The sequence below is a fragment of the Massilia phyllostachyos genome, from assembly GCF_021044825.1.
Taxonomy (GTDB): domain Bacteria; phylum Pseudomonadota; class Gammaproteobacteria; order Burkholderiales; family Burkholderiaceae_D; genus Telluria; species Telluria phyllostachyos.
The window spans coordinates 816,477-842,473 of the sequence record NZ_JAJNOC010000002.1; the positions used below are offsets into that span (position 1 = coordinate 816,477).

General features: G+C 61.5%; 25 protein-coding genes. 9 read left to right on the plus strand and 16 right to left on the minus strand.

Annotation, left to right across the window (positions count from 1 at the left end; translation table 11 throughout):
* Position 1: 1 nt before the first annotated feature.
* The 5 genes from LQ564_RS10615 to LQ564_RS10635 all read right to left on the minus strand — a co-directional run bounded on the left by LQ564_RS10615 (position 2) and on the right by LQ564_RS10635 (position 4,441).
* Positions 2-325 carry a hypothetical protein gene (locus tag LQ564_RS10615; RefSeq protein WP_231058061.1) on the minus strand — a complete coding sequence of 108 codons (324 nt, stop codon included), beginning with the start codon at positions 323-325 and terminating at the stop codon, positions 2-4.
* Between the two features lie 106 nt (positions 326-431).
* Positions 432-848, minus strand: coding sequence for a hypothetical protein (locus tag LQ564_RS10620; protein ID WP_231058062.1), 417 nt, complete (start codon positions 846-848; stop codon positions 432-434).
* Between the two features lie 344 nt (positions 849-1,192).
* Positions 1,193-1,549, minus strand: a complete 357-nt coding sequence (locus LQ564_RS25970) for a heavy-metal-associated domain-containing protein (protein WP_307729950.1) — start codon at positions 1,547-1,549, stop codon at positions 1,193-1,195.
* Entirely contained in the window at positions 1,491-1,949 is a 459-nt protein-coding gene (cueR, locus tag LQ564_RS10630) for a Cu(I)-responsive transcriptional regulator (RefSeq protein WP_231058063.1), read from the minus strand. The genes LQ564_RS25970 and cueR overlap by 59 nt, the downstream gene beginning before the upstream one ends.
* Before the next feature lie 2 nt (positions 1,950-1,951).
* Positions 1,952-4,441 carry a heavy metal translocating P-type ATPase gene (locus LQ564_RS10635; protein ID WP_231058064.1) on the minus strand — a complete coding sequence of 830 codons (2,490 nt, stop codon included), beginning with the start codon at positions 4,439-4,441 and terminating at the stop codon, positions 1,952-1,954.
* 234 nt (positions 4,442-4,675) lie between these two features.
* On the opposite strand from LQ564_RS10635, the gene LQ564_RS10640 reads away from it, so the two are divergent.
* From LQ564_RS10640 to LQ564_RS10660, 5 genes are all read left to right on the plus strand, one after another.
* Positions 4,676-5,077, plus strand: coding sequence for a DUF305 domain-containing protein (locus LQ564_RS10640; RefSeq protein WP_231058065.1), 402 nt, complete (start codon positions 4,676-4,678; stop codon positions 5,075-5,077).
* Positions 5,078-5,482: 405 nt separating this feature from the next.
* Positions 5,483-6,124, plus strand: a complete 642-nt coding sequence (locus tag LQ564_RS10645; RefSeq protein WP_231058066.1) for a DUF305 domain-containing protein — start codon at positions 5,483-5,485, stop codon at positions 6,122-6,124.
* A 1,158-nt stretch (positions 6,125-7,282) separates the two neighbouring features.
* Positions 7,283-7,621, plus strand: a complete 339-nt coding sequence (gene fdx / locus LQ564_RS10650; RefSeq protein WP_231058152.1) for an ISC system 2Fe-2S type ferredoxin — start codon at positions 7,283-7,285, stop codon at positions 7,619-7,621.
* 67 nt (positions 7,622-7,688) lie between these two features.
* Positions 7,689-10,109: a heavy metal translocating P-type ATPase gene (locus tag LQ564_RS10655; RefSeq protein ID WP_371873461.1), complete on the plus strand. Its 2,421-nt coding sequence runs from the start codon at positions 7,689-7,691 to the stop codon at positions 10,107-10,109.
* 145 nt (positions 10,110-10,254) lie between these two features.
* Entirely contained in the window at positions 10,255-10,419 is a 165-nt protein-coding gene (locus tag LQ564_RS10660; RefSeq protein WP_231058067.1) for a hypothetical protein, read from the plus strand.
* 48 nt (positions 10,420-10,467) lie between these two features.
* Here LQ564_RS10660 and LQ564_RS10665 read toward each other — a convergent pair whose 3' ends face one another.
* Positions 10,468-11,796 carry a S8 family peptidase gene (locus LQ564_RS10665; protein WP_371873467.1) on the minus strand — a complete coding sequence of 443 codons (1,329 nt, stop codon included), beginning with the start codon at positions 11,794-11,796 and terminating at the stop codon, positions 10,468-10,470.
* 133 nt (positions 11,797-11,929) lie between these two features.
* Here LQ564_RS10665 and LQ564_RS10670 point away from each other — a divergent pair, with 133 nt between their 5' ends.
* The gene (locus tag LQ564_RS10670; RefSeq protein ID WP_231058069.1) at positions 11,930-12,502 is read left to right on the plus strand and encodes a hypothetical protein; all 573 of its coding nucleotides are present in this window, start codon (positions 11,930-11,932) and stop codon (positions 12,500-12,502) included.
* Between the two features lie 8 nt (positions 12,503-12,510).
* Here LQ564_RS10670 and LQ564_RS10675 read toward each other — a convergent pair whose 3' ends face one another.
* Entirely contained in the window at positions 12,511-15,471 is a 2,961-nt protein-coding gene (locus tag LQ564_RS10675; protein WP_231058070.1) for a Tn3 family transposase, read from the minus strand.
* 107 nt (positions 15,472-15,578) lie between these two features.
* Positions 15,579-16,547 carry a DNA-binding protein gene (locus tag LQ564_RS10680; RefSeq protein WP_231058071.1) on the minus strand — a complete coding sequence of 323 codons (969 nt, stop codon included), beginning with the start codon at positions 16,545-16,547 and terminating at the stop codon, positions 15,579-15,581.
* 185 nt (positions 16,548-16,732) lie between these two features.
* Between LQ564_RS10680 and LQ564_RS10685 the strand changes: the two genes are divergently transcribed.
* Positions 16,733-17,749: a tyrosine-type recombinase/integrase gene (locus tag LQ564_RS10685; RefSeq protein ID WP_084416635.1), complete on the plus strand. Its 1,017-nt coding sequence runs from the start codon at positions 16,733-16,735 to the stop codon at positions 17,747-17,749.
* Between the two features lie 146 nt (positions 17,750-17,895).
* Here the strand turns inward: LQ564_RS10685 and sorB are convergent, their stop codons facing one another.
* The 8 genes from sorB to LQ564_RS10725 form a co-directional block, all read right to left on the minus strand.
* Entirely contained in the window at positions 17,896-18,534 is a 639-nt protein-coding gene (gene sorB, locus LQ564_RS10690) for a SorB family sulfite dehydrogenase c-type cytochrome subunit (RefSeq protein ID WP_228892616.1), read from the minus strand.
* 11 nt (positions 18,535-18,545) lie between these two features.
* Positions 18,546-19,745: a SorA family sulfite dehydrogenase catalytic subunit gene (gene sorA, locus LQ564_RS10695; RefSeq protein WP_370660048.1), complete on the minus strand. Its 1,200-nt coding sequence runs from the start codon at positions 19,743-19,745 to the stop codon at positions 18,546-18,548.
* Positions 19,746-19,864: 119 nt separating this feature from the next.
* The gene (locus tag LQ564_RS10700; RefSeq protein ID WP_091874567.1) at positions 19,865-21,259 is read right to left on the minus strand and encodes a YncE family protein; all 1,395 of its coding nucleotides are present in this window, start codon (positions 21,257-21,259) and stop codon (positions 19,865-19,867) included.
* Positions 21,260-21,262: 3 nt separating this feature from the next.
* Positions 21,263-21,706, minus strand: coding sequence for a DUF305 domain-containing protein (locus tag LQ564_RS10705; protein WP_209586991.1), 444 nt, complete (start codon positions 21,704-21,706; stop codon positions 21,263-21,265).
* Between the two features lie 5 nt (positions 21,707-21,711).
* Positions 21,712-22,509, minus strand: coding sequence for an anti-sigma factor family protein (locus LQ564_RS10710; RefSeq protein WP_209586669.1), 798 nt, complete (start codon positions 22,507-22,509; stop codon positions 21,712-21,714).
* Entirely contained in the window at positions 22,506-23,012 is a 507-nt protein-coding gene (locus LQ564_RS10715; protein WP_027868096.1) for an RNA polymerase sigma factor, read from the minus strand. Before LQ564_RS10715 ends, LQ564_RS10710 begins: the two co-directional genes overlap by 4 nt.
* A 28-nt stretch (positions 23,013-23,040) precedes the next feature.
* On the minus strand, positions 23,041-23,469 hold the full coding sequence (locus tag LQ564_RS10720) for a nuclear transport factor 2 family protein (RefSeq protein ID WP_209586670.1): 429 nt from the start codon (positions 23,467-23,469) through the stop codon (positions 23,041-23,043).
* 81 nt (positions 23,470-23,550) lie between these two features.
* Entirely contained in the window at positions 23,551-24,525 is a 975-nt protein-coding gene (locus tag LQ564_RS10725) for a LysR family transcriptional regulator (protein ID WP_231058072.1), read from the minus strand.
* 55 nt (positions 24,526-24,580) lie between these two features.
* Here LQ564_RS10725 and LQ564_RS10730 point away from each other — a divergent pair, with 55 nt between their 5' ends.
* Complete coding sequence (locus tag LQ564_RS10730) at positions 24,581-25,597, plus strand: YeiH family protein (protein ID WP_075791083.1); 1,017 nt, start codon at positions 24,581-24,583, stop codon at positions 25,595-25,597.
* Between the two features lie 158 nt (positions 25,598-25,755).
* Entirely contained in the window at positions 25,756-25,932 is a 177-nt protein-coding gene (locus LQ564_RS26010; protein WP_371873468.1) for a Tn3 family transposase, read from the plus strand.
* The last annotated feature ends 65 nt before the right edge of the window (positions 25,933-25,997 follow it).

The following is a 25,997-nucleotide window of genomic DNA, read 5'->3' on the forward strand; positions in this document are numbered from 1 at the left end:
CTCAGTGATGCTGGTGTTGGTCCTTGGATGGGGCGACCGGCGCCGGCTGACGCGGTGCCACCTGCGTTGGCGCGGGAGCAGCGGAATGATGGCCGGCGTGACCTGTCTGGCCCGCGAGGGCATCATTGGCGGGGCGCCAGGACTTGTCTGGCGTCTGGTTGCCGTTCGTAGGCGGGACAGGGCCGGTCAGCACCGATTCATACACGGTCGCAGGCACGGGAACGGACGGATCGGCCGGGTCGGGCATACGGGAGGACTGCTGGGCCTGGGCTACAAGCGCAGCAGCGGACAGGGCGGCGAAGGCAGCCCACAGCTTGAGTTTCATTGTTCAATCCTCGAAATCGGTCATGAGGTGCGCAGGGGCACCAAACTCCAAGGCGCTTCGCTGCCGCGGCTAGGCGCCGGCGCGAAGGCTTGGTCGATCAAGCGGATTACTGCCGTGGAGGGCGTTGGGGGCCGTCGGGGATGAAACCGACGAGAAGGTCGACGGGGGCGGCAACAACCGCCTCCGAGCCGTCGAAGCTAGGGACGGAGAGCGAAGAAGAGGGGGGAGCCACGGCACCGATACAGAAGGCCGAGCATGCACTGCAAGAGGAGTGCGAAAGCTTCCCGGTTTTGGTATCGGAAGAATCGTCGTCCGCTGCGGCGTCGGCCGAATCCATGGCATGCATTCCATGGTGCGCATGCGGGGCATCGGCGGCAGCCTGCGACGCGTGGTGGGCCATCTGTACTGCGCCAGTTTGTTCCTGAACCGGCGCGCAGGACATGCTGACGGACGCAGCCACCGCGTGCAGCGGAAGTGCGGCCATCAAGAGCCATACCAGCAATGTCGTGAGCAGACGGTTCATAGGTGCGGCGAGTATAGCATGACAGTTTTCGCGTTGTAACAGGTTTAAGCCTGAGCAAAGTCCGACGGAGCCCCTCAATTTGTAGCGAAACGTAAGTTTACGCTGCGCCTCGGGACGCTTGCAGTGCGCAGGCGATGACGCATCGCGGCAATCTACAGTTGAAGTCAACAGCCAAGGCCTGACCATGTCCGTAATCGGGAGCGGGCGGCTGCCGAGAATGACGTTAGCGGCGATTGCATGACGCTAGCGCCTGGATCAAAGTTCTGCGACACAAAATCGCTTAAATGAGCGGTGCCCGCATTTTGAGGACACCGCCGATGTTCACCCTATAAACCCGGGACTAGTCAAGACTCCCTCGGCGGGAAGCCAGCCTCGCGAAGCGCTTCTGCGATCTGAGCCCGCGGCGCGGAGGTCTCAACTGTCACAAGCCGCGCCGGAGGATCGGTAGCGACAACCGCATGCGCATCGACCGACTGGATAGCCTTGGTGACGCTGCGCGCACATCCGCCGCAGGTCATGTCGTCAAGATGAAATTGCATGATTAAACTCCTTTTTTCAATGTGAACTGCCAGCATAAGGGTTGCCACGGTTGGAAGGTCAAGCATCCGCCTCGTCGCCACGCCGGCGCCGGTACGCCAAGGGTTAGGGAATCGCTCCGCCCGGGCGCCGCTGCAACGCACCGGTGCGCTGATCTGGCTCATCGGGAATCTCGTCCGGCAGCGCCAGGTTTGCCAGGATGGGACAATCCGGGCGCTCGTCACCTGCGCAGTGGCTGACCAGCGTTCCCAGGGTGTCTACCATCTGCTGCATGGCCGCCATCCGTCGCTGCAGGTCGAGGATATGTTCCTGCGCCAGGCGCTTGACGTGCGCGCTGTGCCGCGACCTGTCGTTCCACAGGCTGAGCAGGTCGCTGATCTCCGCGACCGAGAACCCCATGTCGCGCGCGTTGCGGATGAAGTGCAGGCGGTGGATGTCCGACGAGGTGTAAGCCCGGTAGCCGGAGTCGGTCCGGCTGGCCGGCGGGATCAGGCCGGTCTGCTCGTAGTAGCGAATCATCTTGGCCGATACTTTGGATGCCTTGGATGCTTCTCCGATATTCATATTTACTCTCCTTTTTTATCCAGCGACGCCTTGAACTGGCGCAGGCGCAAGGCGTTGCCCAGCACGAAGACGCTGGAAAGGGCCATCACGCCGGCCGCAAAAACCGGCGACAGCAACAGGCCGAAAGCCGGATACAGCGCACCGGCAGCCACAGGAATCAGGGCAGTGTTGTACGCGAAGGCCCAAAAAAGGTTCTGTTTAATGTTGCCAATGGTCGCCTTCGACAGAGCAATGGCGTTCGGGACGCCTTGCAGGCTTCCGGACATCAATACCACGTCGGCCGATTCCACCGCGACATCGGTGCCGGTGCCGATTGCCATCCCGACGTCCGCTTCCGCCAGGGCCGGCGCGTCGTTGATGCCGTCGCCGATGAAGGCGACCCGACCGTGTGCGGCTTTGAGGCGCCGCACCGCTTCAACCTTTCCTTCCGGGAGCACTTCGGCGACGACATCGTCGATGCCCAGGCGGCGCGCGATCGCCTGCGCGGTGCGCTGGTTGTCGCCCGTGATCATCGCCACCTTCAGGCCCAGGCGGTGTAGGGCCGCAATGGCGGCCGGCGTGCTGGCCTTGATCGGATCCGCCACCGCGATGATGGCGGCCAGCCGCCCGTCGATGGCAGCATACAGCGGCGATTTTCCTTCACTGCCCAAACGCTCGGCGGTATCGGCGAAGACGCCGACGTCCATGCCCAGCAAGCGCATGTAGCGGTCGGCGCCGACCTGAACCTCGATCCCATCCACTGTCGCGCGCACGCCCATGCCGGTCACGGATTCGAAATCGGCCAGCGTCGGCAGTGGAATCCCTCCCGCAGTTGCTGACTCGACGATGGCGCGGGCGATCGGGTGCTCCGAGCGTGACTCCACCGCCGCGACAATCGCCAATACCTCTGTGCGGTCGAACCCGGGTGCGAGCTCGAGGTCGGTCAGGACGGGGCGCCCTTCGGTCAGCGTGCCGGTCTTGTCGAGCGCCACTACCCGTGCATCCTTGAGCAGTTGCAGCGCCTCGCCCTTGCGGAACAGAACCCCCATTTCCGCTCCACGGCCGGTGCCGACCATGATCGAGGTCGGTGTCGCCAAGCCCATGGCGCAAGGGCAGGCGATGATCAGGACGGCCACCGCGTTGACGATGGCGAAACTCAGCGCCGGGGAAGGCCCGAAGGCGAACCAGGCCGCGAAGGTCAGGGCGGCGGCTAGCATGACGGCCGGGACGAACCACAGGGTAACCTTGTCGACGACGGCCTGGATCGGCAGCTTGGAGCCCTGGGCCTGCTCGACCAGGCGAATGATCTGGGCCAGCATGGTCTGCGCGCCGACCGCCGTGGCGCGCATTCTCAGGCTTCCTTGCTGGTTGACCGTGCCGCCCACGACGCTGCTACCAGCGATTTTCTCGACCGGGACCGGTTCGCCGGTAATCATCGACTCGTCGACGTAGCTGCGGCCTTCGGTCACCTCGCCGTCGACCGGAACGCGTTCGCCGGGGCGGACCTCGACGAGCTCGTCCAGTGCGACCTCGGCCACCAGGATGTCAACGACACGGCCATCGCGCAGCACGTGCGCATGCCTGGCCTGCAAGCCGACCAGGCGCTTGATGGCTTCGGAGGTGCGCCCCTTTGCGAGGGCTTCGAGGTAGCGGCCCAGCAGGATCAGCGCGACGATGACGGCGGCCGCTTCGTAATACACGTTGACGGTGCCGGCGGGCAGCATGTTCGGCGCGAACGTCGCGACGACGGAGTAGCCGAACGCGGCTGCCGTACCGACTGCGACCAGGGAATTCATGTCCGGCGCCAGGCGCAGCAGGGTGGGGATGCCTTTCTGGTAGAAGCGCCGGCCCGGAACGGCCAGCACGAGCGCGGTCAGCACGAACTGCAGGTACCAGCTCGCCTGCATGCCGATGTTTGCCATGATCCACTCGTGCACACCCGGAATCAGGTGCGAGCCCATCTCGGCGGCAAAGACGGGCAGGGCGAGTATGCTGGCCAGGATCAGGTCGCGCTTCAGTGCGGCCTGCTCCGCGTCTTTCTTCTCCGCGGCTTCCTCGTCGGTGCGCGCGGCGGCATCGACCGGCCGCGCTGAGTAGCCGGCCTTGTCGATCGCCGCCACCAGGGTCTCGACACTGGCGACGCCGCGCACGGTGGCGCGCTCGGTAGCCAGGTTGACCGTTGCCTGTGCGACGCCCGGCACAGCCGCCAATGCGCGCTCGACGCGGCCGACGCAGGAAGCGCAGGTCATCCCCTCCACCGCCAGTTCTACCGTGCCGGCAGGGACGTCGTAGCCGACCTTCTCAACGGCCTTGACCAGTGCGATCCGATCGACGCTGCCTGCCGCCCGGATTTCCGCCCGTTCGGTGGCAAGATTGACGGAAACACGTCCGACGCCCGGCACCTTGGCCAGGGCAGCCTCCACCCGACCGACGCAACTTGCGCAAGTCATTCCCTCGATGGGCAGGCTGATCGTCGCCGTGCCGCGTTCATTCATTGTGCTGGTCAAGCTCATGGTTCGCTCCAGGCCTCAAATTTACATGCGATTAGTCTAGAGCTTGCCATCGTTGGAAGGTCAAGAGGGGCCGCGACGGGACAACAGGAAAAGTTTCGGCCGGGAGGATGTGGGGCGGCGTGGGACTCCTGCGTGTGGTACCGCACGGCGCGGTTGCATTCGTCTGCCTGATCATGGCACGAGAACGTGCGGCGAAGGGCGCTGCACGAACCAACACATCAATAGGAGGCGACCATGAAAACCGTTCAGTCGCGAGTTCTATCTGCAGTAGGGGCCGTTGCGCTGGTCCTGGGTGTGGCCGGAAACGCGTTTGCCCAAGCCGGGCACGCTCAGCATGGCTCAGCTCCCCCAGCCGGCAGCCAGCAGCATGCAGGGAGCGGCCACGAAATGATGCGGAGCATGGAAGCAATGCATCAGAAGATGTCGAGCATGGAGACGACCGGGGACCATGACCATGACTTCGCGATGATGATGCGCTCGCAGCACCAAGCCGGCATCGACATGGCGCGCGCCCAGCTTAATAACGGAAAGGATCCGGAGATGCAGAAGATGGCAAAAAAAATGATCGCGGAGCAGACCAAGGAAATCAAGAAGCTCGACGATTGGATGGCCAGGCATCACCGGTCCGGAAAATAGGCGCGGGCGGAATATAGACTAAACAGCGAGCGCAGCGCGCCAAAGGCCAATGCTGAGAGCCTTGGTCTGTTGCACCGATTTGCTCCTGTTTCAGCGGAGACGACGGTGCTGTGCAAATTTCCCGCCGCTTCAAGGCGCTTTCCGTCCTGCCATGACTGCATGCGTGCCCTCCCTCGCCGTCGGAGACAAGCACCATCGCATACTCCGCCCGCCGTTTGCTCACCATGGAACTCGACTCGTCTTCGCGCGTCTGAGCTCATTAGCCGCTTCCCGCACATGTTTCGGCCACCAGTCAAGCGAAAGCGGCGCCGTCGGGGGCTCGACAGCATGCGACGGAGCGCATCGGCATGCCTGCTTGGTAGTTCCCATCCATTGACAAGCTAAACTTGCTCACTGAGGGATGACATGGACGCGTTGAACACGAAGTTGAGCCGCTTTCAGGCATGGGATCAATCACGCAAACTCGCAAGGAATGCATTGCTGAGCCTTGGGATACTAGCCGCTTCCGTCGGCATGGCCCATGCGGATGGCCCGGGCAGGGGGAACACGGCGCAGTTCGAGAAGAACTACCTCGTTTTCATCATCGACCACCACTTTTCGGCGCTGCGCATGACCGAGCTCGCGGCCGGAACAGACCCGATGCGCGATCCCCAGATCGCCAATCCTCAGGAAGGAACATCGCCAACGCCAGGGTTTGGCGCGACGCCGGCCAAGGCAAGCGACGACGAGATCAGGTCGATGGCGCGCATGGGAAATCGGGAACAGAGAGAAGAAATTGCTCGAGCCCAGCGCATGCTCAGAGAGTGGTACGGTATCCAGCATCAACCGCAGCTTTCAGCCGACGCTCGCCGCATGATTGCGATGCTGGATGCTGCCCAGGCCGGCACCCAATTTAATCAAGTCTTCCTGCGTTCGTTCAGCAACCATCACCTGAGCGCACTTGCGCCAAGTCTTCACTGTACGGTCACGAGCGACATCCAGCATGACAGCTTGCGCCGCTATTGCGAGAACATCGTGATTGTTCAGAAAATGGTATCAACGATATGAGGGAGATTCTTTGCAAGAAATATGCGGACTGCGGGTTCGTTCCGACGGCCGGCCACAAACGGAAAGATGGGGAGGATTAGGCCGTACCGTGGGTGCTGCAGAGGCTTTGTGAAATTAGGAAAGTGGTTGAAAGAGTGGTCCAGCTTGGACGAGACAACTGACGGGATGCCCGGCCTTGGGACTGGTCAGATTGCCAACAGCAGCTGGCTTACATAGTGATTCCAGGCCCATCTCCGGCAAGAACATGGTCTTCGCTATACGGAATCGGCTAGCTGTCGCCCCACGTCCTTTCCCGCTATTTCATCTACGCCGGCATGTATTTGTTGCTGGTGATAGGCGCATATTGTTTCTACCTGCCGTTTGAGGCAGATACTGTGCGCGTTCGCCAATGGCTGAAGACGCAGTTCTTTGCACGCGTTGGCACGGTTCGCCCTTCAACGGCGGGCTACCGTCGCCAGCATGATGTAGTGTTCGCATGCGGCGCAGGAGATCCAGCACCAGGTCGAGTCGAATCCGTGGCGCGGCCTGGTAAGCCCTGTGGGAATGGCAAGAGGTGTCCTCGGCGCTAGGCGGTTGGGCGCTGGGTTAAGCCGGCGCCGGCATGACTGTTCGCATCACTTGGCTGAACGAGTAGCGAAGTCGGCGGAGATCTGGCGCCCCAGCCGCCTACCTTATCAATCACATCTGGCGACCTTCGCATTCAATGCGCTCCCGTTGTCGTCTACCTCACGACCGATCACTATCGGGACGGTGACACGTACACCTTGCAAAGCCTACACGCAGGACAGGACCGGTACGAGTTTCGGAAGAACCTGCGCTTTATCATCCCCCGCAAAGCTGATTACTTCAGAAGGCCTCGCTAATTCAATAGTGACGTTTGCACCTGAGTACCAAGACAAGGCGGAATACGCTTGACCTTTCCATTGTTGTAGGGTTTACAGTGGGTTCACTCAGTATTCGCGAGGTCCATCATGTACCACCCAATCAGTGGGACGCCCAGTCCTGCGGAGCATCGCCCGGTCACGTCGGGGTATACGAACAAAGCGGTCTCAGGACCGCCCCCTGAGCTTCCTGGGGTAGCGGCCACAATCCGTCCCGACCGTCCCTGCCTGTGTTGCCGCTACCGTCAGGTCAACACGCGAAGCATGGAGCGGGATGATGCCTAAGATCCTTGTCCGGCCTCATCCTGACTATGCGCCCAATGGCGCAGAGCTGAACGTTGCCTCTGGTACGAGCATCTGCGACGCCCTGCTGGACAACCATGTTGACATTGAACATGCCTGCGGTAAAGTCGGGGCTTGTACGACCTGCCACGTCATCGTGCGCGAGGGCGGACAGTCCCTGCGCCCACCGGGCGAATCCGAAGAGGACATGCTCGACCGTGCGTGGGGCGTCGAACAGCAGTCGCGGCTTTCATGCCAGGCGGTCGTTGCCGACGCCGACCTCGTGGTCGAAATCCCCAAGTATTCGCTGAACCACGCGGCGGAAGGTACCTAGCCTCGGGCTCGGCATCGGCTCCGGCGAGGGCCGAACCGAAGAACAAGCATTTATCAAGGGAGTCACCATGAAGCACGACGCGCACGAGCATTCAGGTCACGAGCAAGGAAACGGGCGCTGCCATCACGATCACTCCGCACCTCATCACGCTGCAGGCGACTCTGGACCCGCCCTGGCGTCCGGACCTGGCGAGATGACTGCTGCGGTCGACAAACCGTTCACCGATCCGGTCTGCGGAATGAAGGTCGCGGATAAGCCTGACCGAAGGATCGAGCACGACGGAAATGTTTACCATTTCTGCAGCGTCAAGTGCATGGACAAATTCCGGGCCACTCCATCTGCCTACTTGGGAAAAAAGACGGACAGCGCACCGCCAGTTGCACCCGCCGGCACCATCTACACCTGCCCGATGCACCCGGAGATCCAGCAGCCCGGTCCAGGAAACTGTCCAATATGCGGGATGTCCCTGGAACCGATGATGCCTACTCTGGAAGAGGATGAGAATCCAGAGCTGAGCGATTTCCGACGCAGGTTCTGGTGGACCCTGCCGCTGACCGCGATTGTCACCGTCCTGGCAATGGTGGGCCACCGAATGTTCGGTGGCGGACTGGCTTACCAAAGCTGGATCGAGTTGGCACTCAGCACGCCAGTCGTCTTGTGGGCGGGCTGGCCATTTTTCGTGCGCGGCGCGCAGTCGATCCGCAACCGCAGCCCGAACATGTGGACCCTGATCAGCATCGGCGTTTCCGCCGCGTACGGGTACAGCATGGTGGCCACTCTTGCTCCTGGCCTGTTCCCTGCGATGTTTGAAATGCACGGGCGTATCGGTGTCTACTATGAAGCCGCGGCGGTGATCATCTCGCTGACGTTGCTCGGCCAGATCCTGGAGCTGCGTGCACGCTCGCAGACGTCGGCCGCGATCAAGTCTTTGCTCGGCCTGGCGCCCAAGACCGCCCGCCGCATCCGTGCCGATGGAAGCGAGGAAGACGTGGAGCTCTCGCATGTGCACGTTGGCGACCACCTGCGCGTACGGCCTGGCGAAAAGGTCCCTGTCGACGGCACCGTCCTCGAAGGCGAAAGCGCGATCGATGAAAGTATGCTCACTGGCGAGCCGCTCCCCGTGACGAAGCGTGCCGGCGACAAGGTCATTGGCGCAACGATCAATTCCAGCGGCAGTCTCATCATCGAGTCCGAACGCGTGGGCTCGCAGACGATGCTGTCGCAGATTGTGCAGATGGTCGCGAGCGCCCAGCGCTCGCGCGCACCGATGCAGCGACTGGCCGACGTGGTGGCCGGCTACTTTGTTTCGGTCGTGGTTCTGGTTGCGTTGGCTACGCTCCTCGGCTGGGGACTCTTTGGACCGGATCCGAGCTGGGTATATGGCTTCGTCAACGCGGTGGCGGTTCTGATCATCGCCTGTCCGTGTGCGCTGGGCCTGGCCACGCCGATGTCGATCATGGCGGCCACGGGCCGCGCCGCAACCCAGGGCGTACTGTTCCGCGACGCCGCGGCGATCGAGGCAATGAGAAAGGTCGACACCCTCATCGTCGACAAGACCGGTACCCTCACGGAAGGCAAACCAGCGTTCGACCGGGTTGCGGCCGCGGCTGGGTACCAGGATGAGGAGGTGCTGCGTATCGCCGCCAGTGTCGACCAGGGCAGCGAGCATCCGCTTGCGCACGCCATCGTGGCCGAGGCCAGGAAGCGAGAACTCAAGCTCGACAAGCCGGAGACTTTCGAATCCTCGAGCGGGATCGGCGTACGCGGCACCGTGCAAGGTCAATGGGTGGCCCTTGGGAATACGGCGCTGATGGAAAGCGAAGGGATCGACTGGAAACCGATGCAGCATACTGCGGAGGAGCTGCGCCAGGCGGGAGCCAGCGTAATGTACCTGGCGCGGGAAGGGCGCCTGATGGGACTTGTGGCGGTCTCGGACCCGGTGAAGGAGAGCACGCCGGAAGCGCTTGCGGCGCTGCGCGATGCTGGCCTGAGGGTCGTCATGGCAACGGGCGACGGGGTCACCACCGCCAGGGCGGTGGCAACGCGCCTCGGAATCGAGGATGTGCACGGCGAGGTCAAGCCGCAGGACAAGCTTGCACTGGTCGAACGGCTGCAGAAAGATGGCCGCGTCGTCGCGATGGCTGGGGACGGCATCAACGATGCGCCGGCCCTGGCCAAGGCGGATGTCGGCATCGCCATGGGAACTGGTACGGACGTCGCGATCAACTCGGCGCACCTAACCCTGATCAAGGGCGATCTGCGGGCGATCGCCAGATCACGGCTGCTTTCGCTTCAGACCGTGCGCAACATGAGGCAGAACCTCGGGTTTGCCTTCATCTACAATGCGATGGGTATCCCGTTGGCGGCCGGCGCACTCTACCCCTTCACCAGCCAGTTGTTGTCTCCGATGATCGCGGCCCTTGCGATGAGCCTGAGCTCGGTTTCCGTGATCGCCAATGCGCTGCGGTTGAGAGGTGCGCGAACCTGAGCGGATCTACGGCTGCGACTGGGAGCCCGACTGCCGCTGTGCATTCGGGCCGGTATCGTGGACAGCGCAATGATGTACGATGTAGGCAGCCGCCACGGTAGCGGCAGCAATTTGATTGATTATTCCAGGTAACAGCGTACTTCATATGAACTTCGTAGTCACCGACCACCTGTACGACGTTGTGGTCATTGGCGGCGTCCTGATGGCGTTAGCAGCCGCAATCTTCATGGCGATCAGCGCACATCAGCGCCGTAAGCAGCAGCGCGGGAAGAAGATCCGCACGGCCAAGCCATCCAGGCGCCGGACTTGAAGCAGGCAGGATTGCTGCCAGCGTGAAGCAACTTATGGCATTCCCACTTTACGGCCTTCCGGCAGCGCTTTGGATACGTACTTCCTGACGGACCTCGACCGGCTGGAGGGTCTGGTATCGCTGCCGGATGTTGTTATATACGCCAGGCGTGTCTTCGACCGCGATCGTCACTACCATGGCGTAGGGCAGCGGCGGCAACGATTCGTTGTCAACGCTTTGCCCATCTTCGCGGGCGCCGTAGGTAATATCGAACATGGGATCGTCGAGGGTGGCGACGTTAAAGCGCTGCTCGTGTTTGAGCGTCGTCTCCCACTTCTGGTCGTCCATGCGCGCCTCTAATTCGGTCGTGTACATTTTCGACGAGGAGAAGAAGGGAATGGTTTTTTTCTGCGATTTCTTTGGCCGCAGCATGACCGTCAAGCCGGCGCGCGTGTAGTTCACGGCATGTTCCGGATCGGTGTGACTGGCGAAGCACAGCGTGGCGCGCAGCGTCACCTTACCGTTCAAGGCCAGGGTCGGAAATGGAATCAGGGCACGCAAGTTCTGTCCGGCCTTCAAGGTGCCCTGGTAGATCACCCTGACCTCGTTGTCGTCGCAGGTGAGCACCTCATCGACACTTTGCGGGAAGCGGCCGTGCCCGACGTGGCTCATCAGCATTTCCTTCGGTCGGCTCGCGTGGTGCGACATCAATGCCCGCACCGCAAGGAGGGTCAGCGGCGAATTAAGCGAAACCTTGACGCCGATGGCCGTGCGCAGTGTAGCGGGTGAACTGAAACTCGTGCCGCTCGTATGGGCGTATTGGCCGGCAAGCGCGTTGTAGACGACAAACGGCTGCTTGGCCGAGCCACCAAACGCCACACCGTCGGGTTTGACCATACCCGGGCTACGTCCTGGGCCATGTGAACTGTAGGGCGCGCGCTCCCAGTTCGCAGCGGTGACGTCGCAAGCCCCTACCGCCAAGGCGTTAACCATGTCTGACGGTGGCTGGACGCGCGACTCTGGCCACTCCTTTTCCCCGTCGTTACCGACTGCGACGGCGGCAAGCGTCTGTCCCGAGGCGAGGTGGCTGTCGATCAATGCCGTCCAGGGATGGACTTCATCGTCGTTCATGGGCATGTAGGGTCCGATGCTCAGGTTGACGAATTCGGGCTTTTCGCTCTTGAGCACATTGTCGATGTGTTTGAGCACGTCGTAAAGGTCCGCGTCGGGGACGCCGTCGGGCGTTGCCAGCGCCGGGCTGATGCAGCGGTAGTGATGCACGTTTGCGTACGGACGGGGAAAGCTGTCGGCCTGCTCGTCAATCGGGCCGAACAGGACCGAGCTGGTCACGCCGTTTCCATGATTGAGGTAGGGGCGAATAGGGAAAACGGAAAAAATCGGGCGCTAAGGCGATTTGGCCGAGCATATCGCCCGCAAACCATTCCGCGCAGTCGACTTGCAAACGCCCTGACCCTATACTGTATAGTCGACATTTATGACCGGGGGCGGTCTTTGCTTGGAAAAATAAAATATGTCGAACGCGCAGCTGATGGCAGTAGTCGAGGTAGACAACGGAGATCGGATAATTTGTCAGCGCGACGGCTGTCGCCACAGCGTGTACAAACGCATCCACATCGTGCGGGAGAATGGGCGGTTCACCGTCCTCGGCTCCGAGTGCTTCAAGCTCCTATACGGCTCCTATGACACCGGGGCGGTGCCCGTTTATGGATCAAGCGCTGGCCAGCTTCTTACCGACGCCGAGCGTCAGCTACTAGCCGAAAACACTGAACACTTCATTGCCATGCTGGAGGTACAGCGGCTTCAACTGGAGCATGCCCGAGCACTGGATTTACGCGCTAGACAAGAAGAACAGCGAGAGCGCGAGGAAGCTGCACGAATTATCAGAGGCGCCTCGGATACGCTGCGTGACGAAGAACGCAATGCTCAGTCGCCTGCCCTGGAAAACTGCCGCCGGCAATACCCAGGGCTCAATCTGGCCACACCAGGCTGGCAGGGCTTGGTTTATTTAGAGAAGCTAAGAATCTTGCGTGAGGGGCGGGGAAATCGATTCACGCAGCCGCGAACTGAATCTTCCCTTTTCTAGAATATTTCCTACTCTTGGGGCTTGCGCAGCTCCCTGAACCCGCCTTCGGCTATACGCTGCTGGCGCCACACATAGTCCCCGGTCAGGTTGATGTGCTCCCAGCCCAGCGGTGACAAAAATTGCAGCATACCGTCGTCTGGCAACTTGCCTTTCTCACGTAAGGCCTGCGTCGCCCGCTCCAGGTAGACCGTGTTCCACAGTACGATTGCGGCCGTCACCAAATTCAGGCCGCTGGCGCGGTACCGCTGCTGCTCAAACGACCTGTCGCGGATCTCGCCCAGCCGGTGGATGAATACCGCCCTGGCCAGCGCATTGCGCGCTTCGCCTTTGTTCAAACCGGCGTGTACGCGTCGGCGCAGCTCGACGTTCTGGAGCCAGTCCAGGATAAACAGCGTGCGCTCGATCCGCCCCAGCTCGCGCAGCGCGATCGCCAGGCCGTTCTGGCGCGGGTAGCTGCCTAACTTGCGCAGCATGAGCGACGCTGTGACGGTGCCGTGCTTGATCGAGGCGGCCAAGCGCAGCACGTCGTCCCAGTGTGCGCGCAGATGCTTGACGTTCAGGCTGCCGCCGATCATCGAGCGCAAGGCGGGGTGATCGCCCACTTTGGCCGGCACGTACAGCTTGGTGTCTCCCACATCGCGGATGCGCGGCGCGAAGCGGAAACCCAGCAGGTGCATTAGCGCGAACACGTGGTCGGTGAAGCCGGCGGTGTCGGTATAGTGCTCCTCAATGCGAAGGTCCGATTCGTGGTACAGCAGGCCGTCGAGCACATAGGTCGAGTCGCGCACGCCGACGTTGACCACTCTGGTGCTGAACGGCGCGTACTGATCGGAAATATGGGTGTAGAACAGCTTGCCGGGCTCGGCGCCGTACTTGGGGTTGATGTGGCCCGTGCTCTCGGCCCGGCCGCCCGCGCGGAAGCGCTGGCCGTCCGACGACGACGTTGTGCCGTCGCCCCAGTGCGCAGCGAAGGCGTGCTTGAACTGGGCGTTGACCAGTTCAGCCAGGCCGGCCGAATAGGTTTCGTCCCGGATGTGCCAGGCCTGCAACCAGGACAGTTTCGCGTAAGTGGCGCCGGGACTCGATTCCGCCATCTTGGTCAGGCCGAGGTTGATGGCGTCGGCCAGGATCGCGGACATGAGGAACGTCCGGTCCTTGGCCTGCTCCCCGCTCTTAAGATGGACAAAGTGGCGCGTGAAACCGGTCCAGTCGTCCACGTCCATCAGCAGTTCGGTGATCTTGATCCGGGGAAGCATGCCGCTGGCGAAGTCAATCAGCGCCTGGGCCTCGTCCGGCACCACGGCGTCCTGTGGGATGATCCTCAGTCCTGTCTCAGTAATGATCGCATTGGGCAGTTCGTTCGTCAGCGCGAGCCGGTTGGTGGTGGCCAGTTGCTGTTCGAGCAAGAGCAAGCGGTCGTGCAGGTACTGGTCGCAGTCCTGGTTGACCGCGATCGGCAGCTCGCGCGCTGATTTCATCGCCCCGAACTTTTCCGTGGGTAGCAGGTATTCCTCGAAGTCCCGGAACTGGCGCGAACCCTGCACCCAGATGTCGCCCGACCGCAACGAATTCTTCAGCTCCGACAAGACGCAAATCTCGTAGAAGCGGCGGTCAAGACCGTCGTCGGTGATGACCAGGGGCTTCCACCGCGCCTTCACGAACGCGATCGGCGCATCGTCCGGCACCTTGCGCGCCCCGGTCATGTTCATCTCGCGCAGGACGTCGATCGCGTCCAGCACCGCTTGCGCCGCCGGCGCAGCTTTAAGCCGAAGCACATCGAGGAACTCAGGCGTATAGCGCCGCAGGGTGCTGTACTGCTCTCCCACCAGGTGCAGGTGGTCGAACGTCTCGGGCTGGGCCAGTTCTGCCGCCTCGGTCACGCTTTGCGTGAAGTCTGTCCACGGCAGCACGGCCTCGATCGCGGCATACGGGTCCATGCCGGATTCCTTGGCCTCGACCAGCGCGCGCCCGATTCGGCTGTACAGGCGCACCTTGTCGTTGATGGCCTTGCCCTGCTTCTGGAAGTCCTGCTGATGCTTGTTCTTGGCCGCGCTGAACAGCTTGATCATGATGCGGTCGTGCAGGTCGACCAGTTCGTCCGTCACGGTGGCCATGCCTTCGATGGCCAGCGCCGCCAGTGTCGCATAGCGCCGCTCATCCTCGAACTTCGCCAGGTCGCGCGGCGTCATCTGCGCACCCTCGCGCGCCATCTTCAGCAGGCGATTCTGGTGGATCTGGCGGCCAAGCCCCTCCGGCAGTGCCAGAGACTGAAACACCTTGAGCCTTTCGATGTGTTCGCGCATGTAGCGGGAATTGGGCTTTAGCGGAGACTGGCGCAGCCACACAAGCCAGGTGATGCTCATGTCAGGCGCCACGTTGAGCAGGTTGTCAAGCGAGCGCTTGTGGTGCCGCTCCAGCGGATCGATCAGCGCGCGGTAAATGCGCCGGTTGGCCCGCGTCACGGCCTCGGCGCAGGCCCGCTCGATGACAGTAAGCGCCGGCAGGATGATGCGCTTCTGGCGCAGCGTTTCAAGGGAATGCGCGGCGAGGACCATCGCCTTGTCGGTCTGCATAGCGAGGTCGGCCAGGCTGTCCACCAGCTTGCGGAAGTCCGGCAGGCCGAAGACTGACAGTCCCAGGTAGGCGCGCAGCTCGTGCAGGTGTTCGTTGCGCGTCTTCTCCCGCTCGCCGTATTCCGGCCAGGCGCCGGCGTCGCTGCGCACCTGCTTGGCGATCCAGTGCAACACCGAATCCGGCAGCGCGGTGTCGCTGGCAAGCGCGTAGCCGGGATAGCGCAACAGGCACATCTGGACCGCAAACCCAAGGCGATTCGCTGCCCCGCGCCGCTGCCGGATCAACGCCAGGTCGGCATCCGTGAAGCTGTATTGCTGAATCAAATCATCCTGACTTTGTGGCAATACCAATAAGCTGTCGCGTTCGGTATCGGACAGCAGTGAGCGGCGTGGCATTCGGTCCGATCCTTCGCTGAAAGGTTTGTGTGGTGCGCCGGTAGAAGGATCGCCCTGACAATGGTTCGCATCATTCGAACCCATTAAATTTAAAAAGGTAAAGCGCTTTACGTTTTTGTCTTCCGTGTTTTCGGACTGGCTGCGGCGGGTTTCTTTTTCAAATCCGCGTTCTCGCCCTCCAGCTCGCTAACGCGAGCCTCCAGCCGCTCATTCGCCTGGTGGGCATGCTCCAGGCGTTCCACCACCATTTCCAGTTCAAACTGCCTGCTGCTAGCTAACTCGCGCGTCGCCGTCAGTCCTTCCGTGGCCTCGTACAGCTTGCGGGCTTGCTCCCTGGCCGCGTCTCGCTGCTCGTGCAATGTGTGTTCCAGCTGGGCCTTCTCGCTCCGCAGCACGGCCAGCGCCTCGCGGCCGTCCTGGAAGTTGGCGCGCAGCGTGGCCGCCTCCTGTTCGGCGCGGGCAATCCGCGTTTCGTAGGCGTGCTTGTCATCCTGCCGCTGGGCCGCGCTCGCCTCCTGGAAGTGCTCGAACTGGCGCCGCGCCTGCGCCAGCTGGTCCGCCAGCTCCCGGACCTCGGCCGTGCGGTCGGCCAGGCGCTGGGCCTGCCCCGCCTTTTCTGATTCTAGGGCGGCGATCGCCACCGCATCTTGATGCCGGGCAGCCTGCTCGCGCGCGAACGCCGCCATTACGCTGTGCAGTTCGGCTTTCAGGGCTTCGCGCTCTATGCCAAGCTGGCGCACCTCTTCGCGCAGCGCCTCCGCCGCTTGTGCGACTTTATGTGCCGCCAGCTGGTGCTCAATGCGCAGCTGCTCGACCTGAGCCTGCGCGCCTACCTGCACCCGGTCGTAGACGCCCTTGATCGCCTCCAGCAGATCGGCCGGCACGCCCGCGCCCGCCGCCGCGACCTCGCCTTCGTGCTGCGCCTTCCATTGTTTAAGCATTGGCGCGATCGTGCTCTTGCTGCCGGTGCAACCCAAGGCCTCGCGCACGGTGTCGACGGTGGCGTTCTTGCCGGCGGCGGTCAGCTGGGCGGCCGCCTTGGCGACGTGGGAGTACAGGATACCGGCTCTGGCCATGATCGCTCCTTGGATAAGATAACGTGCGGTGTAATACGTAATGGTACGTTATATTACGATATAAAATCGATCCGAAATGATTCAGTAATTAGGCTCGATAATGTAGATTATCGACACCGATGCCGATCCGCAGCGTGCTATCCTGCGTAACCCCCGTTACAAGCCCGACCGCGAGCAACACAGCCATGGCCACCCCCGAACCCGCCGACAACGGCGCCGAAAATAACGATGCACACCCAGCGTCGGCGCTGCACTCTGCCGTTACAGCTGTGGACGCCGTGCTCGCAGCCCAGCACCGCGCCGTCCTGGCCGCCGCCACGGCCGACAACACGCGCCGGGCGTACCGGTCCGCCGTAAACCACTACCTGACGTGGGGCGGCGTGTTGCCGGCCGACGAAGCGGCGATCATCCGATACCTGCTCACCTACGCGCCGACCCTCAATCCCCGCACCTTGGCGTTGCGCCTGACGGCACTGTCGCAGTGGCACGTCCACCAGGGCTTCCCCAATCCGGCTTCGACACCGACCGTACGCAAGACACTGACGGGGATCGCACGCACGCACGGCCGCCCGAAGAAGAGGGCCAAGGCCCTTCCAATCGAGGACCTGGAACGTATCGTGGTGCAGCTGGTCAGCGCCGGCACGTTGAAGGCGACGCGCGACAACGCACTTTTGCAGATCGGTTTTTTCGGCGGATTGCGGCGCAGCGAGCTGGTCGCCATCGAGGTCGGACATATTGGCTGGACACCCGAGGGCATCGAGATCATGCTGCCGCGCTCGAAGACTGACCAACTGGGCGAAGGGATCATCAAGGCGATCCCGTACAGCGACGGCCCTTGCTGCCCGGCGGCGGCGTTGCGCGCCTGGCTCGACGCCGCCGACATCATGGCCGGACCGGTGTTTCGGTCTATCAGCAAGTGGGGGACGGTGGCCAGCGCCGCTCTGGGCGTGGGCAGCGTGAATACGATCCTGGAGGATTGCGCGACACTGGTCAAACTCGACTACGTGCTAGACCTGTCTAGTCACAGTCTGCGGCGTGGCATGGCCACCAGCGCGCACCGCGCCGGCGCCGACTTCCGCGACATCAAGAAGCAAGGAGGCTGGCGCCACGACGGCACGGTCCATGGCTACATTGAGGAGGCCAGCCGGTTCGAGGATAACGCGGCCGGCAGTCTGTTGCGTAAGCGGGTCAAACCGGCCTGATTTGTCTCAGCGCCCGCTTGCCCGTTGTTGAAAAGCAGCACCGGCCGGCCCCCGACTGTGCCGGGGCGAGCGACGGCATGGCGCGAAGCACGTCCCCGGCGGGCATGCTCAGTAAAGGCGTCTACAGGAAGGGGATGGCATCAAATTCATTGCGCCAGGACATAATGCGCCAAGGCCATCGCTTCGCCCTCGCTCAGTTGGGAGAAAGCTGGCATCGGTACAGGCCCCCATTTGCCAGCGCCGCCCGCTCGAATATTCCTCGCCACCAGTGATACCGCGTCTGCCTTGCCCTTGTACTTTGCCACCACTTCCTTGAATGCCGGCCCGACGACCTTTTTGTCGATCGAATGACATCCCATGCAAGCATTTGCGGCAAGCAACGCTTTCGTATCGATTGCTGCGGTGGCGCCGGCCTTCGGTGCAACTGCAGCTGGCTTTATCGCCGCGTTCGCAATCGGCACTGCGTTACTGCGTTCGGCACCGTAGGTCTTGACCAGGTAATCGACCATGTCCGGGATATCCGCGTCTGAGAATTGCGCACCGAACGGTTTCTTCATCTTTCTCACGGTGGCATCCCAGTAGCCGCGCGGCGATGTCGTGGGCTGCGACTGGATGTAATGGACCGAGTGACATGTCATGCAGTTGCGCTGGGCCAGCGCATATCCCGGCAACTCGCTGGGTTTGAAGACAGCAGTTTCAGGCGGAAGCTGAATGTCGAGGGCGAAAGCTGGGGCCGCAGCCATCAGACTGATGGTGAACAGAGAGCAAATCAGTGGATGTTTCAATGTGGTTCCCCTTATACCGCGACGACGCGCGTCGATTCGACCACATTGCGCATGTAGCCGGCAGGGTTCCACAGGGCGCTCGCGGGTTGGCCTTGACCGATCCGGTTGCCCGCCCGAACCAGCAGTTCGTGGTTTCCTTTTTGTTTCGGCGTGAACGCCGCGCTCCACTCTCGAAAAGAGTAGCGCCCCAGGTCCTTGCCCAGTTGTGCGGCTTGCCAGTTCTTGCCACCGTCGGACGAAAACGCCACCTCATTCACGCCGTAGCCGCCGTCGAACGCAATCCCGCGCACCACCGTCTGGCGCCCGACCTTGACGTGCATGCCGTCGGTCAGGCTGGTCACGAACGAGCGCACGTTGAGGCGATTGATCGGGACGGTCTTGGTCGGCGCCTTTCCCGGCTCGGTACAGGCGCACTGATTGTCGGGGATGCGATAGGCCGTGCTCATCCAAAATCCGTCGAATACCTTGTCGGTCACGGTAATGTCGGACAGATGCTTGACCCAATAGGTGCCGTAGTAGCCGGGCACCACCAGGCGCAGTGGGTAGCCATTCAACATCGGCAGATCGGCACCGTTCATTTGCCAGGCCAGCATGACTTCGCCGTCGAGCGCATGGTCGATATTGAGCGCCTTCATGAAATCGGGCCCGTCGCCAACGGGCGGCGTGTCAAGGCCGTTGAACGAGACCTGTACCGACCCGGCCTTGACGCCGGCCTTTTCCAGCACCTTGCGTAGCGGCACGCCAGTCCAGCGTGCGTTGCCCATGGCACCATTCGATAGCTGGCCGCCGTTGGCGCGCGGCGACAGGTGGCCGCGGCTGTTACCGGAACACTGGTTCACGGCAACCAGTTCGGTGGCGTCAGCCATTTGTTTGAGGTCGGCGAGCGAGAGCTCCAGCGGCGTATTAACATTGCCGCCGACTTTGAGACGGTATGTTTGCGCATCGATCGCGGTGGGAATGCCGCTCCAGTGATATCGGACGAAAAACGCATCGTTCGGCGTAATCACCGATTCGTTGAACACACTGAACGGAGTTTCCAGCTGCGGCGGACGGGCGGTCAGCAGGATCAGCGGCCGCTTTTGAGGATACACGACCAGTTCGCGCTCGCCGTTTTCAAACGGCAGCGTGACGTGGCCTGCCTCCGCCGCGAGCGCGCTCAATACCGGACTGCCGAACACGCCGGCGGCACCGAGCGTGCCGGCCTGCCTCATAAAGGAACGGCGCCGCAACGCCTCCGCCGTCAATATCAACGAGTTCTTCGCCATACTGGTCTCCGTTATTATTGTGAAATCGGCTAGCTCGATACTGCCACAGTATTGTCGTGATTTGCTTACTGCACGCTACTCAATACGGCTTTTTGTGGATCGACGGCCACGTCCCCTTCCATCACCAGGATGCGACTCGCCGTCGCGGCCTTGTCGTTGAGGCTGTTGCTCACGGCGCGCATCGGTCCGATCGCAGTGCCGTTCGCCATCCCCATCGGATTCGTCTTGAAACTGGCCACCGGCGCGGCTTGGCCGGTGACGTACACGCTGTACGCGGTCTGCGGCTTGAGTTTGAACAGCGACACTTCCAGCGCGTCCACCACGCCCAGGTTACGGGCCACAACGAATCCCTTGGCCTCGCCGGCAGCGGGTTTAAGCGCAATGTTGATTGGCTCGCTGTTGGCGCGCGGGACCAGGTTGGTCATGCCGTCGCCGTGCGGCACGGCGTTCGAAACGTACACCAGTGCCTGCGGCGCCTGGCCGACCGGTGCGCGCGCAATCACCTTGTTGGTGGCGCTGTCGATGACATCGACCGCGTCGCCGTTTTCAAGTCCCACATACAGACGTGTGCCGTCGTCGGAGGTCCAGATGCCGTGGGGCAACGCGCCGGTAGGGATCGTCGCAACCAGCGTCGGCGTGGCGTCGGTGGTGTACACCTTGACGACATTCTCACCGCCGATCGTTACGTAAGCACGGGTGCCAGCCGCAGTCTTCGCGAACGCCAAGTGGTTGGTAATGAAGCCGGTATCGATGACGCCCTTTACTTCCAGGCTGGCAGTATCGATGCGCGTCACTTTGCCGGCATCCTTGTGCGTCATCCACATTTCCTTGAAATCAGGGGTGAACTGAAGGAACGGCGAGAACGGGCTGACGACCTTAATGTGCTTGATGACCTTGTGCGACTTCATGTCGATCACGTCGACCACGGGATTGAAGCTGGAGACGACGAACGCCAGCTTGCCGTTCGGCAGGAACTGCACCATGCCGGGGCCGGCGGTCGTCTCGATCCGCTTTTTCTCCTTGAAGGTGACCGGGTCGATCACCGAGATGTAGTCTTCGCCGCGCACCACCGCCCAGACTTCGCGGCCGTCGGCAGTGAAAAACCCTTCATGGGGCGAGCGACCGATATAGGTGATTCCTTTGACCTTGTTGGTCGCCGTGTCGATGAATGCCACCGAGTTAGAGCCGTTTGAAATGGCAATCAGGGTCTTGTGGTCGGGCGAAAAGCCCAGGCCGTGCACATTGATCTCGCCCTTGTATAGCGGCGACAACACGTCCGGACGCTGGTTGCCCAGTTTGATCTGGCCGAGCAGCAAATTGGTCGCCGGGTTGATCACTGAAACGGTATTGGTATTCTGGTCAGCGGTGTAGACGCGGTCTTGCGCGCCAGGAGCGGCAAACGCGGAGGCGGTGAGCAGGCTGCTGACGGTCAACGAGAAAACGCAGTGACGGAGTTGCATGATTTATTCTTTCTTGGTGGTCGAAGTGGGAGCAACTTTTGCCTGAGCCGATTGGTAGCGCTGCAACCAGGCCCGCATAATGTTGATTTCGTTTTGCTGTTCCGTGATGATGCCTTGGGCGACGTTGCGCAATTCAGGATCCTTGGTGGTGAGCAGGAGCGCTTTCGCCATGTCGATGGCGCCCTGGTGGTGCGGAATCATCATCGTCACGAAATCATGTTCCGCAACGCCATTCATTGGCGCGCGCTTCATGCCGTCATCCATGACGGCCATGGCATCGTCCGTCAGCGCGGCAAACGGCTTGGCCGTGCTGGCGATAAATACGGGGGGCTTTGCCGCTGGCGATTGGCCATGATGGTGGGCCATGGCCTGTCCGAGAGCACTAGCGCCAATCAGGGCGGCAACGGCGAAAGTGGCCAAGCGTCGAAGGTACAAGGGACGGTTCATTAAGGTCATGACGGTTTCTCCAGTTGGTCGTACACGGCGGTGGCAACGCGCGCCAGTTCGCCCTTGTTAATTCCAGCCGACAGCGCATAGCCGAATTTGCCGTCGATCCAATAAAACACATTCACCGGTCCCTCCTGGGCGAAGCGAAAACCTGTGTCCTTGTTGTGCGCCTGGTCGGTCGACACGTACAAGGTGAGGCGCTGCCCGGTCGCGTCGTGGTACATGAACTGCGCCACCGCGCCTTGGGCGCCAGGGAGCAGGCGACCACCGATCAGCTCGTAGCCGAGTTTGCCCAGCCGGGGTGGCCGAATTGCCGTGCCGAGGCGTTTGGACAGCCATGCCACTAGCTGCTCTTCCTGGTCAGCCCCGATTTCCACCGGCCGCTTGACATCCGGGCTATAGACAACGTGGGCGATTGCGGCCTGATGGGCCAAGCCGGCAACGTACAGCGCCGGCCTGGCCTGCATGGAATCACCTTGGGCGTACTGAATCTCGCCTGCCTGCTGGCCATGCAGCAGCCACCCTGTCGTGCCGCTGAACAGGGCGATGGCAAGACCGGCTACCAGCCGCTGCCATTGCCACTGGCGCGGTCGCGCTGCGCTTAAGCGCTCCGGCACCGCTTCGTCGAGCACGGGATTGAAAAGCGCGCGCAGTTCATCGTTTTGCGCTGTATAGGCGCGCAGCCGCTCCGCCTCTTCCGGGCGCTGCTCCAGATAGGCGTCGACCTCGAGTCGGCGCGCGGCAGGCAGCTTGCCGTCGACGAAGGCGTGCAAGTCGGCTTCCGTGATGGGTAGGGTATTCATTTGACCACCTTCAAGGGTGCGATGTACGCTCTCCCTTCCATATTCGCGCGCATTTTTTCACGCGCGCGCGACAGGCGCGACATGACCGTACCGATGGGAATCTTGAGCGTTTGCGCGACGTCGTCGTAACTCATTTCTTCCAAGGCCACCAGCAGCAGGATTTCACGCTGTTCCTCTGGCAGCGCACGCAAGGCCGTTTCCATGTCGCGCAGTTCGAGTCCGCTTGAAGGACTGCCAGGTGCTAGTGCCATCGATGTCTCCTCGTTGAGCGCTTCCGTCGGCACTGAAGGCCGCCGCGCCTGGTCGATACGCACGTTGTGCATGATGCTGAACAACCATGCGCGCATATCGCTACCACCCTCCCATGACGCCAGTCTCCCCCATCCGCGCTCGACCGTGTCCTGCACCAGGTCGTCGGCGCCGGCCCGATCGCCGACCAATGCCCGCGCATAGCGGCGCAGACGGGGAATACAGGCCAGCAGCTGGTCGCGCGAATTGGGCATGGATGTCACTGGAGTATCGGTCGATTAATCAATAAGCTGCTGCGGTCAGTTTCGGATCGATCTGCCAGGTTTCGTTGACCAGCTTGCCATCGCGGTAGGTCAGCACATAGCGCACATTGACCTGTGCCTTGCCTTCGAACTGCACCTTGGCGACGATCGTCGCACCCTTTGGGTTCGCCGATTCCTCCAGAGCAAGCACAGTCACGCGCGCCGGCCCGACAGCCTTGCCGAACTTTTCCCAGGTGGCGCGAATGGCATCGGAACCGGCGTACATGCCGTCAAGCGGCCCGCCGACCCATGTCAGCTGGGCGTTGTCGGCATAGCCACGCATGATGACGGACGTGTCACCGGCGCCAATGGCGCTAAAGTGAATCTGCGCGGCATCGCTCATCGGGCTGGCGACAGCGCTGCCGATCGAAGCACTAGCGAGGATGACGGCGAAGATCGCTTGTTTCATGAAATTCTCCCTGGTTGGGTCAGTCGGACGGAAAAAACCGGTGTTATCGAGGTGAACGGATCTGCGGATGATTTATTCCATCTATTTCAAATTAATTTTCGCAGGCGTTTCGTCGCGCGCTATTTGGGAGAGGCGGATCATCGCTTCCAGCGCCAGAGATGCCTTTGTCTTGTACCGTTCGGGATGGCGCAACATGTAGAACGCGCGCTCCGGCAAGTCGATGTTTGCTTTCGCCAGCAAACCTGCCCGCAGATGCGAGGCTACTACCAGTTCCGACATGGCGGTGGCGAACTTGCCGGCCATCACAGCGGAGCGGACCGCTTCGTTGGACGGCAATGTGAGTGCGATATCGAGTGCATCGAAGTCGACATGCATCGCCTGAAGTGCGCACTCGAGCGCCGAGCGCGTGCCGGACCCCTTTTCGCGCAAGATCCACTGTGCCTCAAGAAGATCCGCGTGCAGCAGCCTCCTCCCTGAAGCCCATGGATGGTGCGCTGCGACTACAGCGACGATCTGGTCGGATGCGATGGCATCGACCGATAGTGTCGGCTCGTCGATGACGCCCTCGACAAAGCCAAGGTCGGCGCCCCCCTGAAGCACTGCTTGGGCGACATTATGGGTGTTATCGATGGTCACGCTCAGTGCGATCGCCGGATGCGCTTGGCGAAATTGCACGAGGTACTCGGGTAGCCAATAGCTGGCGATAGTCTGACTCGCATGAATGGTCAGCGTGCCACGTTTCATTCCACCCAGCTCGGCCAATGTCAGTTCGGCGGCGCGCGCGCTGGCGATCGTGCGGCGTGCTTCTATCAGGAAAATACGGCCCGCTTCGCTGATCTCGATGCCGCGGCCGACGCGATTGAATAGGGCAGTACCATAGCGTTCTTCCAGCACCTTGATCGAAGCACTTACCGCTGAAGGGGTGAGCGCCAACACTGCGGCGGCCTGGGTCAAATGCTGTCGCTCGGCGACTTCAACAAAAATCCGCAATTGTTCTAGTGTCATCTGATTGTTCAATTCTATTGAACGATATATTCGATATTGTAAGATGGACATAACAATCTGTCGACTTGATAATCGTTCTATTGAATTCGAGAATCAGGAGCGGCAAATGGTCAAGCAACCACTAAAACTCGTTCGCAACGCGCTGCCAGGCTTGGCACTTTGCGCTGTGGTTACTGCGATAGCTTACGCAATGGAAAACATCGAAAGCGCTTTATTTGGCCACGCATGGCTCGAAAGCCTGGTGCTGGCCATTCTTCTAGGCACCGCCGTGCGGACGGTGCATCGGCTCGATACTCGCTTCGAAGACGGCATCCAAGTCGGTGCGAAATTATTGCTGGAAATCGCGGTCGTGCTGCTGGGCGCTTCGGTCAGCGCCGGTGCGCTGCTCGAAAACGGCATCGGTCTGATGAGCGGCATCGCGGCAGTGGTCGCCATCGCGATTGCGCTCAGCTTTGCCCTTGGCCGTGCTTTTGGTCTGCCGCGCAAGATGGCCATCTTGATTGCCTGCGGCAATTCGATTTGCGGTAACTCTGCCATTGCCGCGGTGGCCCCGGTTATCGATGCGGATGGAAAGGACGTCGCTGCGGCGATCGCCTTCACTGCCGTGCTTGGCGTTGTCGTGGTGCTGGTGCTGCCACTAATGGTGTCACTGTTGTCGTTTTCACCAACGCAGTTCGGTGTCTTTGCCGGGCTGACCGTCTACGCGGTGCCCCAGGTGCTGGCCGCGACCTCATCGATATCGCTTAGCAGCGTCCACATCGGCACCCTGGTGAAACTGGTGCGGGTGCTGATGCTGGGCCCAGTCGTGCTGGTACTGTCGCTGATTGGTCGGCGCGAAGGTGGTCGTCGTCCTGCGCTGTCCCATATGGTCCCGTGGTTCATCGTCGGCTTTTTGCTACTGCTGACCTTGCGCTCGTTCGGCGCCATTCCAGAGGCGGCAATTGCGCCGATGCACGTGACGGCGAATTTTCTCACCATTATGTCGATGGCCGCACTCGGACTCGGCGTCGATGCGCGCTCAGTCATGCGGGCCGGTTGCCGGGTCGCCGCAGTTGTCGTGTTGTCGCTGCTGGCGTTGGCAGTCATCAGTTTTTTCCTGATAAAAATGCTCGGCATCGTTTGAAGCACTGCCCGATTAGCGGCTACCGTTAGAAATCGAGGATCTGTATTTTTTTAATACGAGAAACTTGGTGGTATTGCAGAAAGTTACAGTCTGATACGCTTGGCAAGCAGTCGCGCAATGCGCTTGCCAGAGCGGTCTTGATTCATCGCTTAGGTGATATGTGCGACCGCGGCTTAAACCTGGTGACGGGCGCCATCGTTCTTTGGCATGCGGTGTTTCTGGAGCGGGCGACACAGGTTGCGCGCGGTCCTGGCAGCACCCCGACGCCAGTATGCTGCAGTTTCGTGTCCTCGTTGGCCTGGGAGCACATCTACGGGACCGGATATTACATTTGAAGGAAGAGCAAGAAGGTTGATGAGAAAAATATCGGCCGCTGCGGACTTCAAGAATCGGTAACAGG

Bases quoted from the DNA above. Each gene is read 5' to 3' on its own strand.
- LQ564_RS10680 (WP_231058071.1), bottom strand. From the start codon at position 16,547: ATGGCCAGAGCCGGTATCCTGTACTCCCACGTCGCCAAGGCGGCCGCC.
- LQ564_RS10705 (WP_209586991.1), bottom strand. From the start codon at position 21,706: ATGAACCGTCCCTTGTACCTTCGACGCTTGGCCACTTTCGCCGTTGCC.
- cueR (WP_231058063.1), bottom strand. From the start codon at position 1,949: ATGAATATCGGAGAAGCATCCAAGGCATCCAAAGTATCGGCCAAGATG.
- LQ564_RS10645 (WP_231058066.1), top strand. From the start codon at position 5,483: ATGGACGCGTTGAACACGAAGTTGAGCCGCTTTCAGGCATGGGATCAA.
- LQ564_RS10685 (WP_084416635.1), top strand. From the start codon at position 16,733: ATGGCCACCCCCGAACCCGCCGACAACGGCGCCGAAAATAACGATGCA.
- LQ564_RS26010 (WP_371873468.1), top strand. From the start codon at position 25,756: ATGTGCGACCGCGGCTTAAACCTGGTGACGGGCGCCATCGTTCTTTGG.
- LQ564_RS10725 (WP_231058072.1), bottom strand. From the start codon at position 24,525: ATGTCCATCTTACAATATCGAATATATCGTTCAATAGAATTGAACAAT.
- LQ564_RS10700 (WP_091874567.1), bottom strand. From the start codon at position 21,259: ATGCAACTCCGTCACTGCGTTTTCTCGTTGACCGTCAGCAGCCTGCTC.
- LQ564_RS10720 (WP_209586670.1), bottom strand. From the start codon at position 23,469: ATGAAACAAGCGATCTTCGCCGTCATCCTCGCTAGTGCTTCGATCGGC.
- LQ564_RS10660 (WP_231058067.1), top strand. From the start codon at position 10,255: ATGAACTTCGTAGTCACCGACCACCTGTACGACGTTGTGGTCATTGGC.
- LQ564_RS10620 (WP_231058062.1), bottom strand. From the start codon at position 848: ATGAACCGTCTGCTCACGACATTGCTGGTATGGCTCTTGATGGCCGCA.
- LQ564_RS10655 (WP_371873461.1), top strand. From the start codon at position 7,689: ATGAAGCACGACGCGCACGAGCATTCAGGTCACGAGCAAGGAAACGGG.
- fdx (WP_231058152.1), top strand. From the start codon at position 7,283: ATGCCTAAGATCCTTGTCCGGCCTCATCCTGACTATGCGCCCAATGGC.
- LQ564_RS10715 (WP_027868096.1), bottom strand. From the start codon at position 23,012: ATGCCCAATTCGCGCGACCAGCTGCTGGCCTGTATTCCCCGTCTGCGC.
- LQ564_RS10640 (WP_231058065.1), top strand. From the start codon at position 4,676: ATGAAAACCGTTCAGTCGCGAGTTCTATCTGCAGTAGGGGCCGTTGCG.
- LQ564_RS10670 (WP_231058069.1), top strand. From the start codon at position 11,930: ATGTCGAACGCGCAGCTGATGGCAGTAGTCGAGGTAGACAACGGAGAT.
- LQ564_RS10710 (WP_209586669.1), bottom strand. From the start codon at position 22,509: ATGAATACCCTACCCATCACGGAAGCCGACTTGCACGCCTTCGTCGAC.
- LQ564_RS10675 (WP_231058070.1), bottom strand. From the start codon at position 15,471: ATGCCACGCCGCTCACTGCTGTCCGATACCGAACGCGACAGCTTATTG.
- LQ564_RS10635 (WP_231058064.1), bottom strand. From the start codon at position 4,441: ATGAGCTTGACCAGCACAATGAATGAACGCGGCACGGCGACGATCAGC.
- sorA (WP_370660048.1), bottom strand. From the start codon at position 19,745: ATGAGGCAGGCCGGCACGCTCGGTGCCGCCGGCGTGTTCGGCAGTCCG.
- LQ564_RS10615 (WP_231058061.1), bottom strand. From the start codon at position 325: ATGAAACTCAAGCTGTGGGCTGCCTTCGCCGCCCTGTCCGCTGCTGCG.
- LQ564_RS25970 (WP_307729950.1), bottom strand. From the start codon at position 1,549: ATGAGCCAGATCAGCGCACCGGTGCGTTGCAGCGGCGCCCGGGCGGAG.
- LQ564_RS10730 (WP_075791083.1), top strand. From the start codon at position 24,581: ATGGTCAAGCAACCACTAAAACTCGTTCGCAACGCGCTGCCAGGCTTG.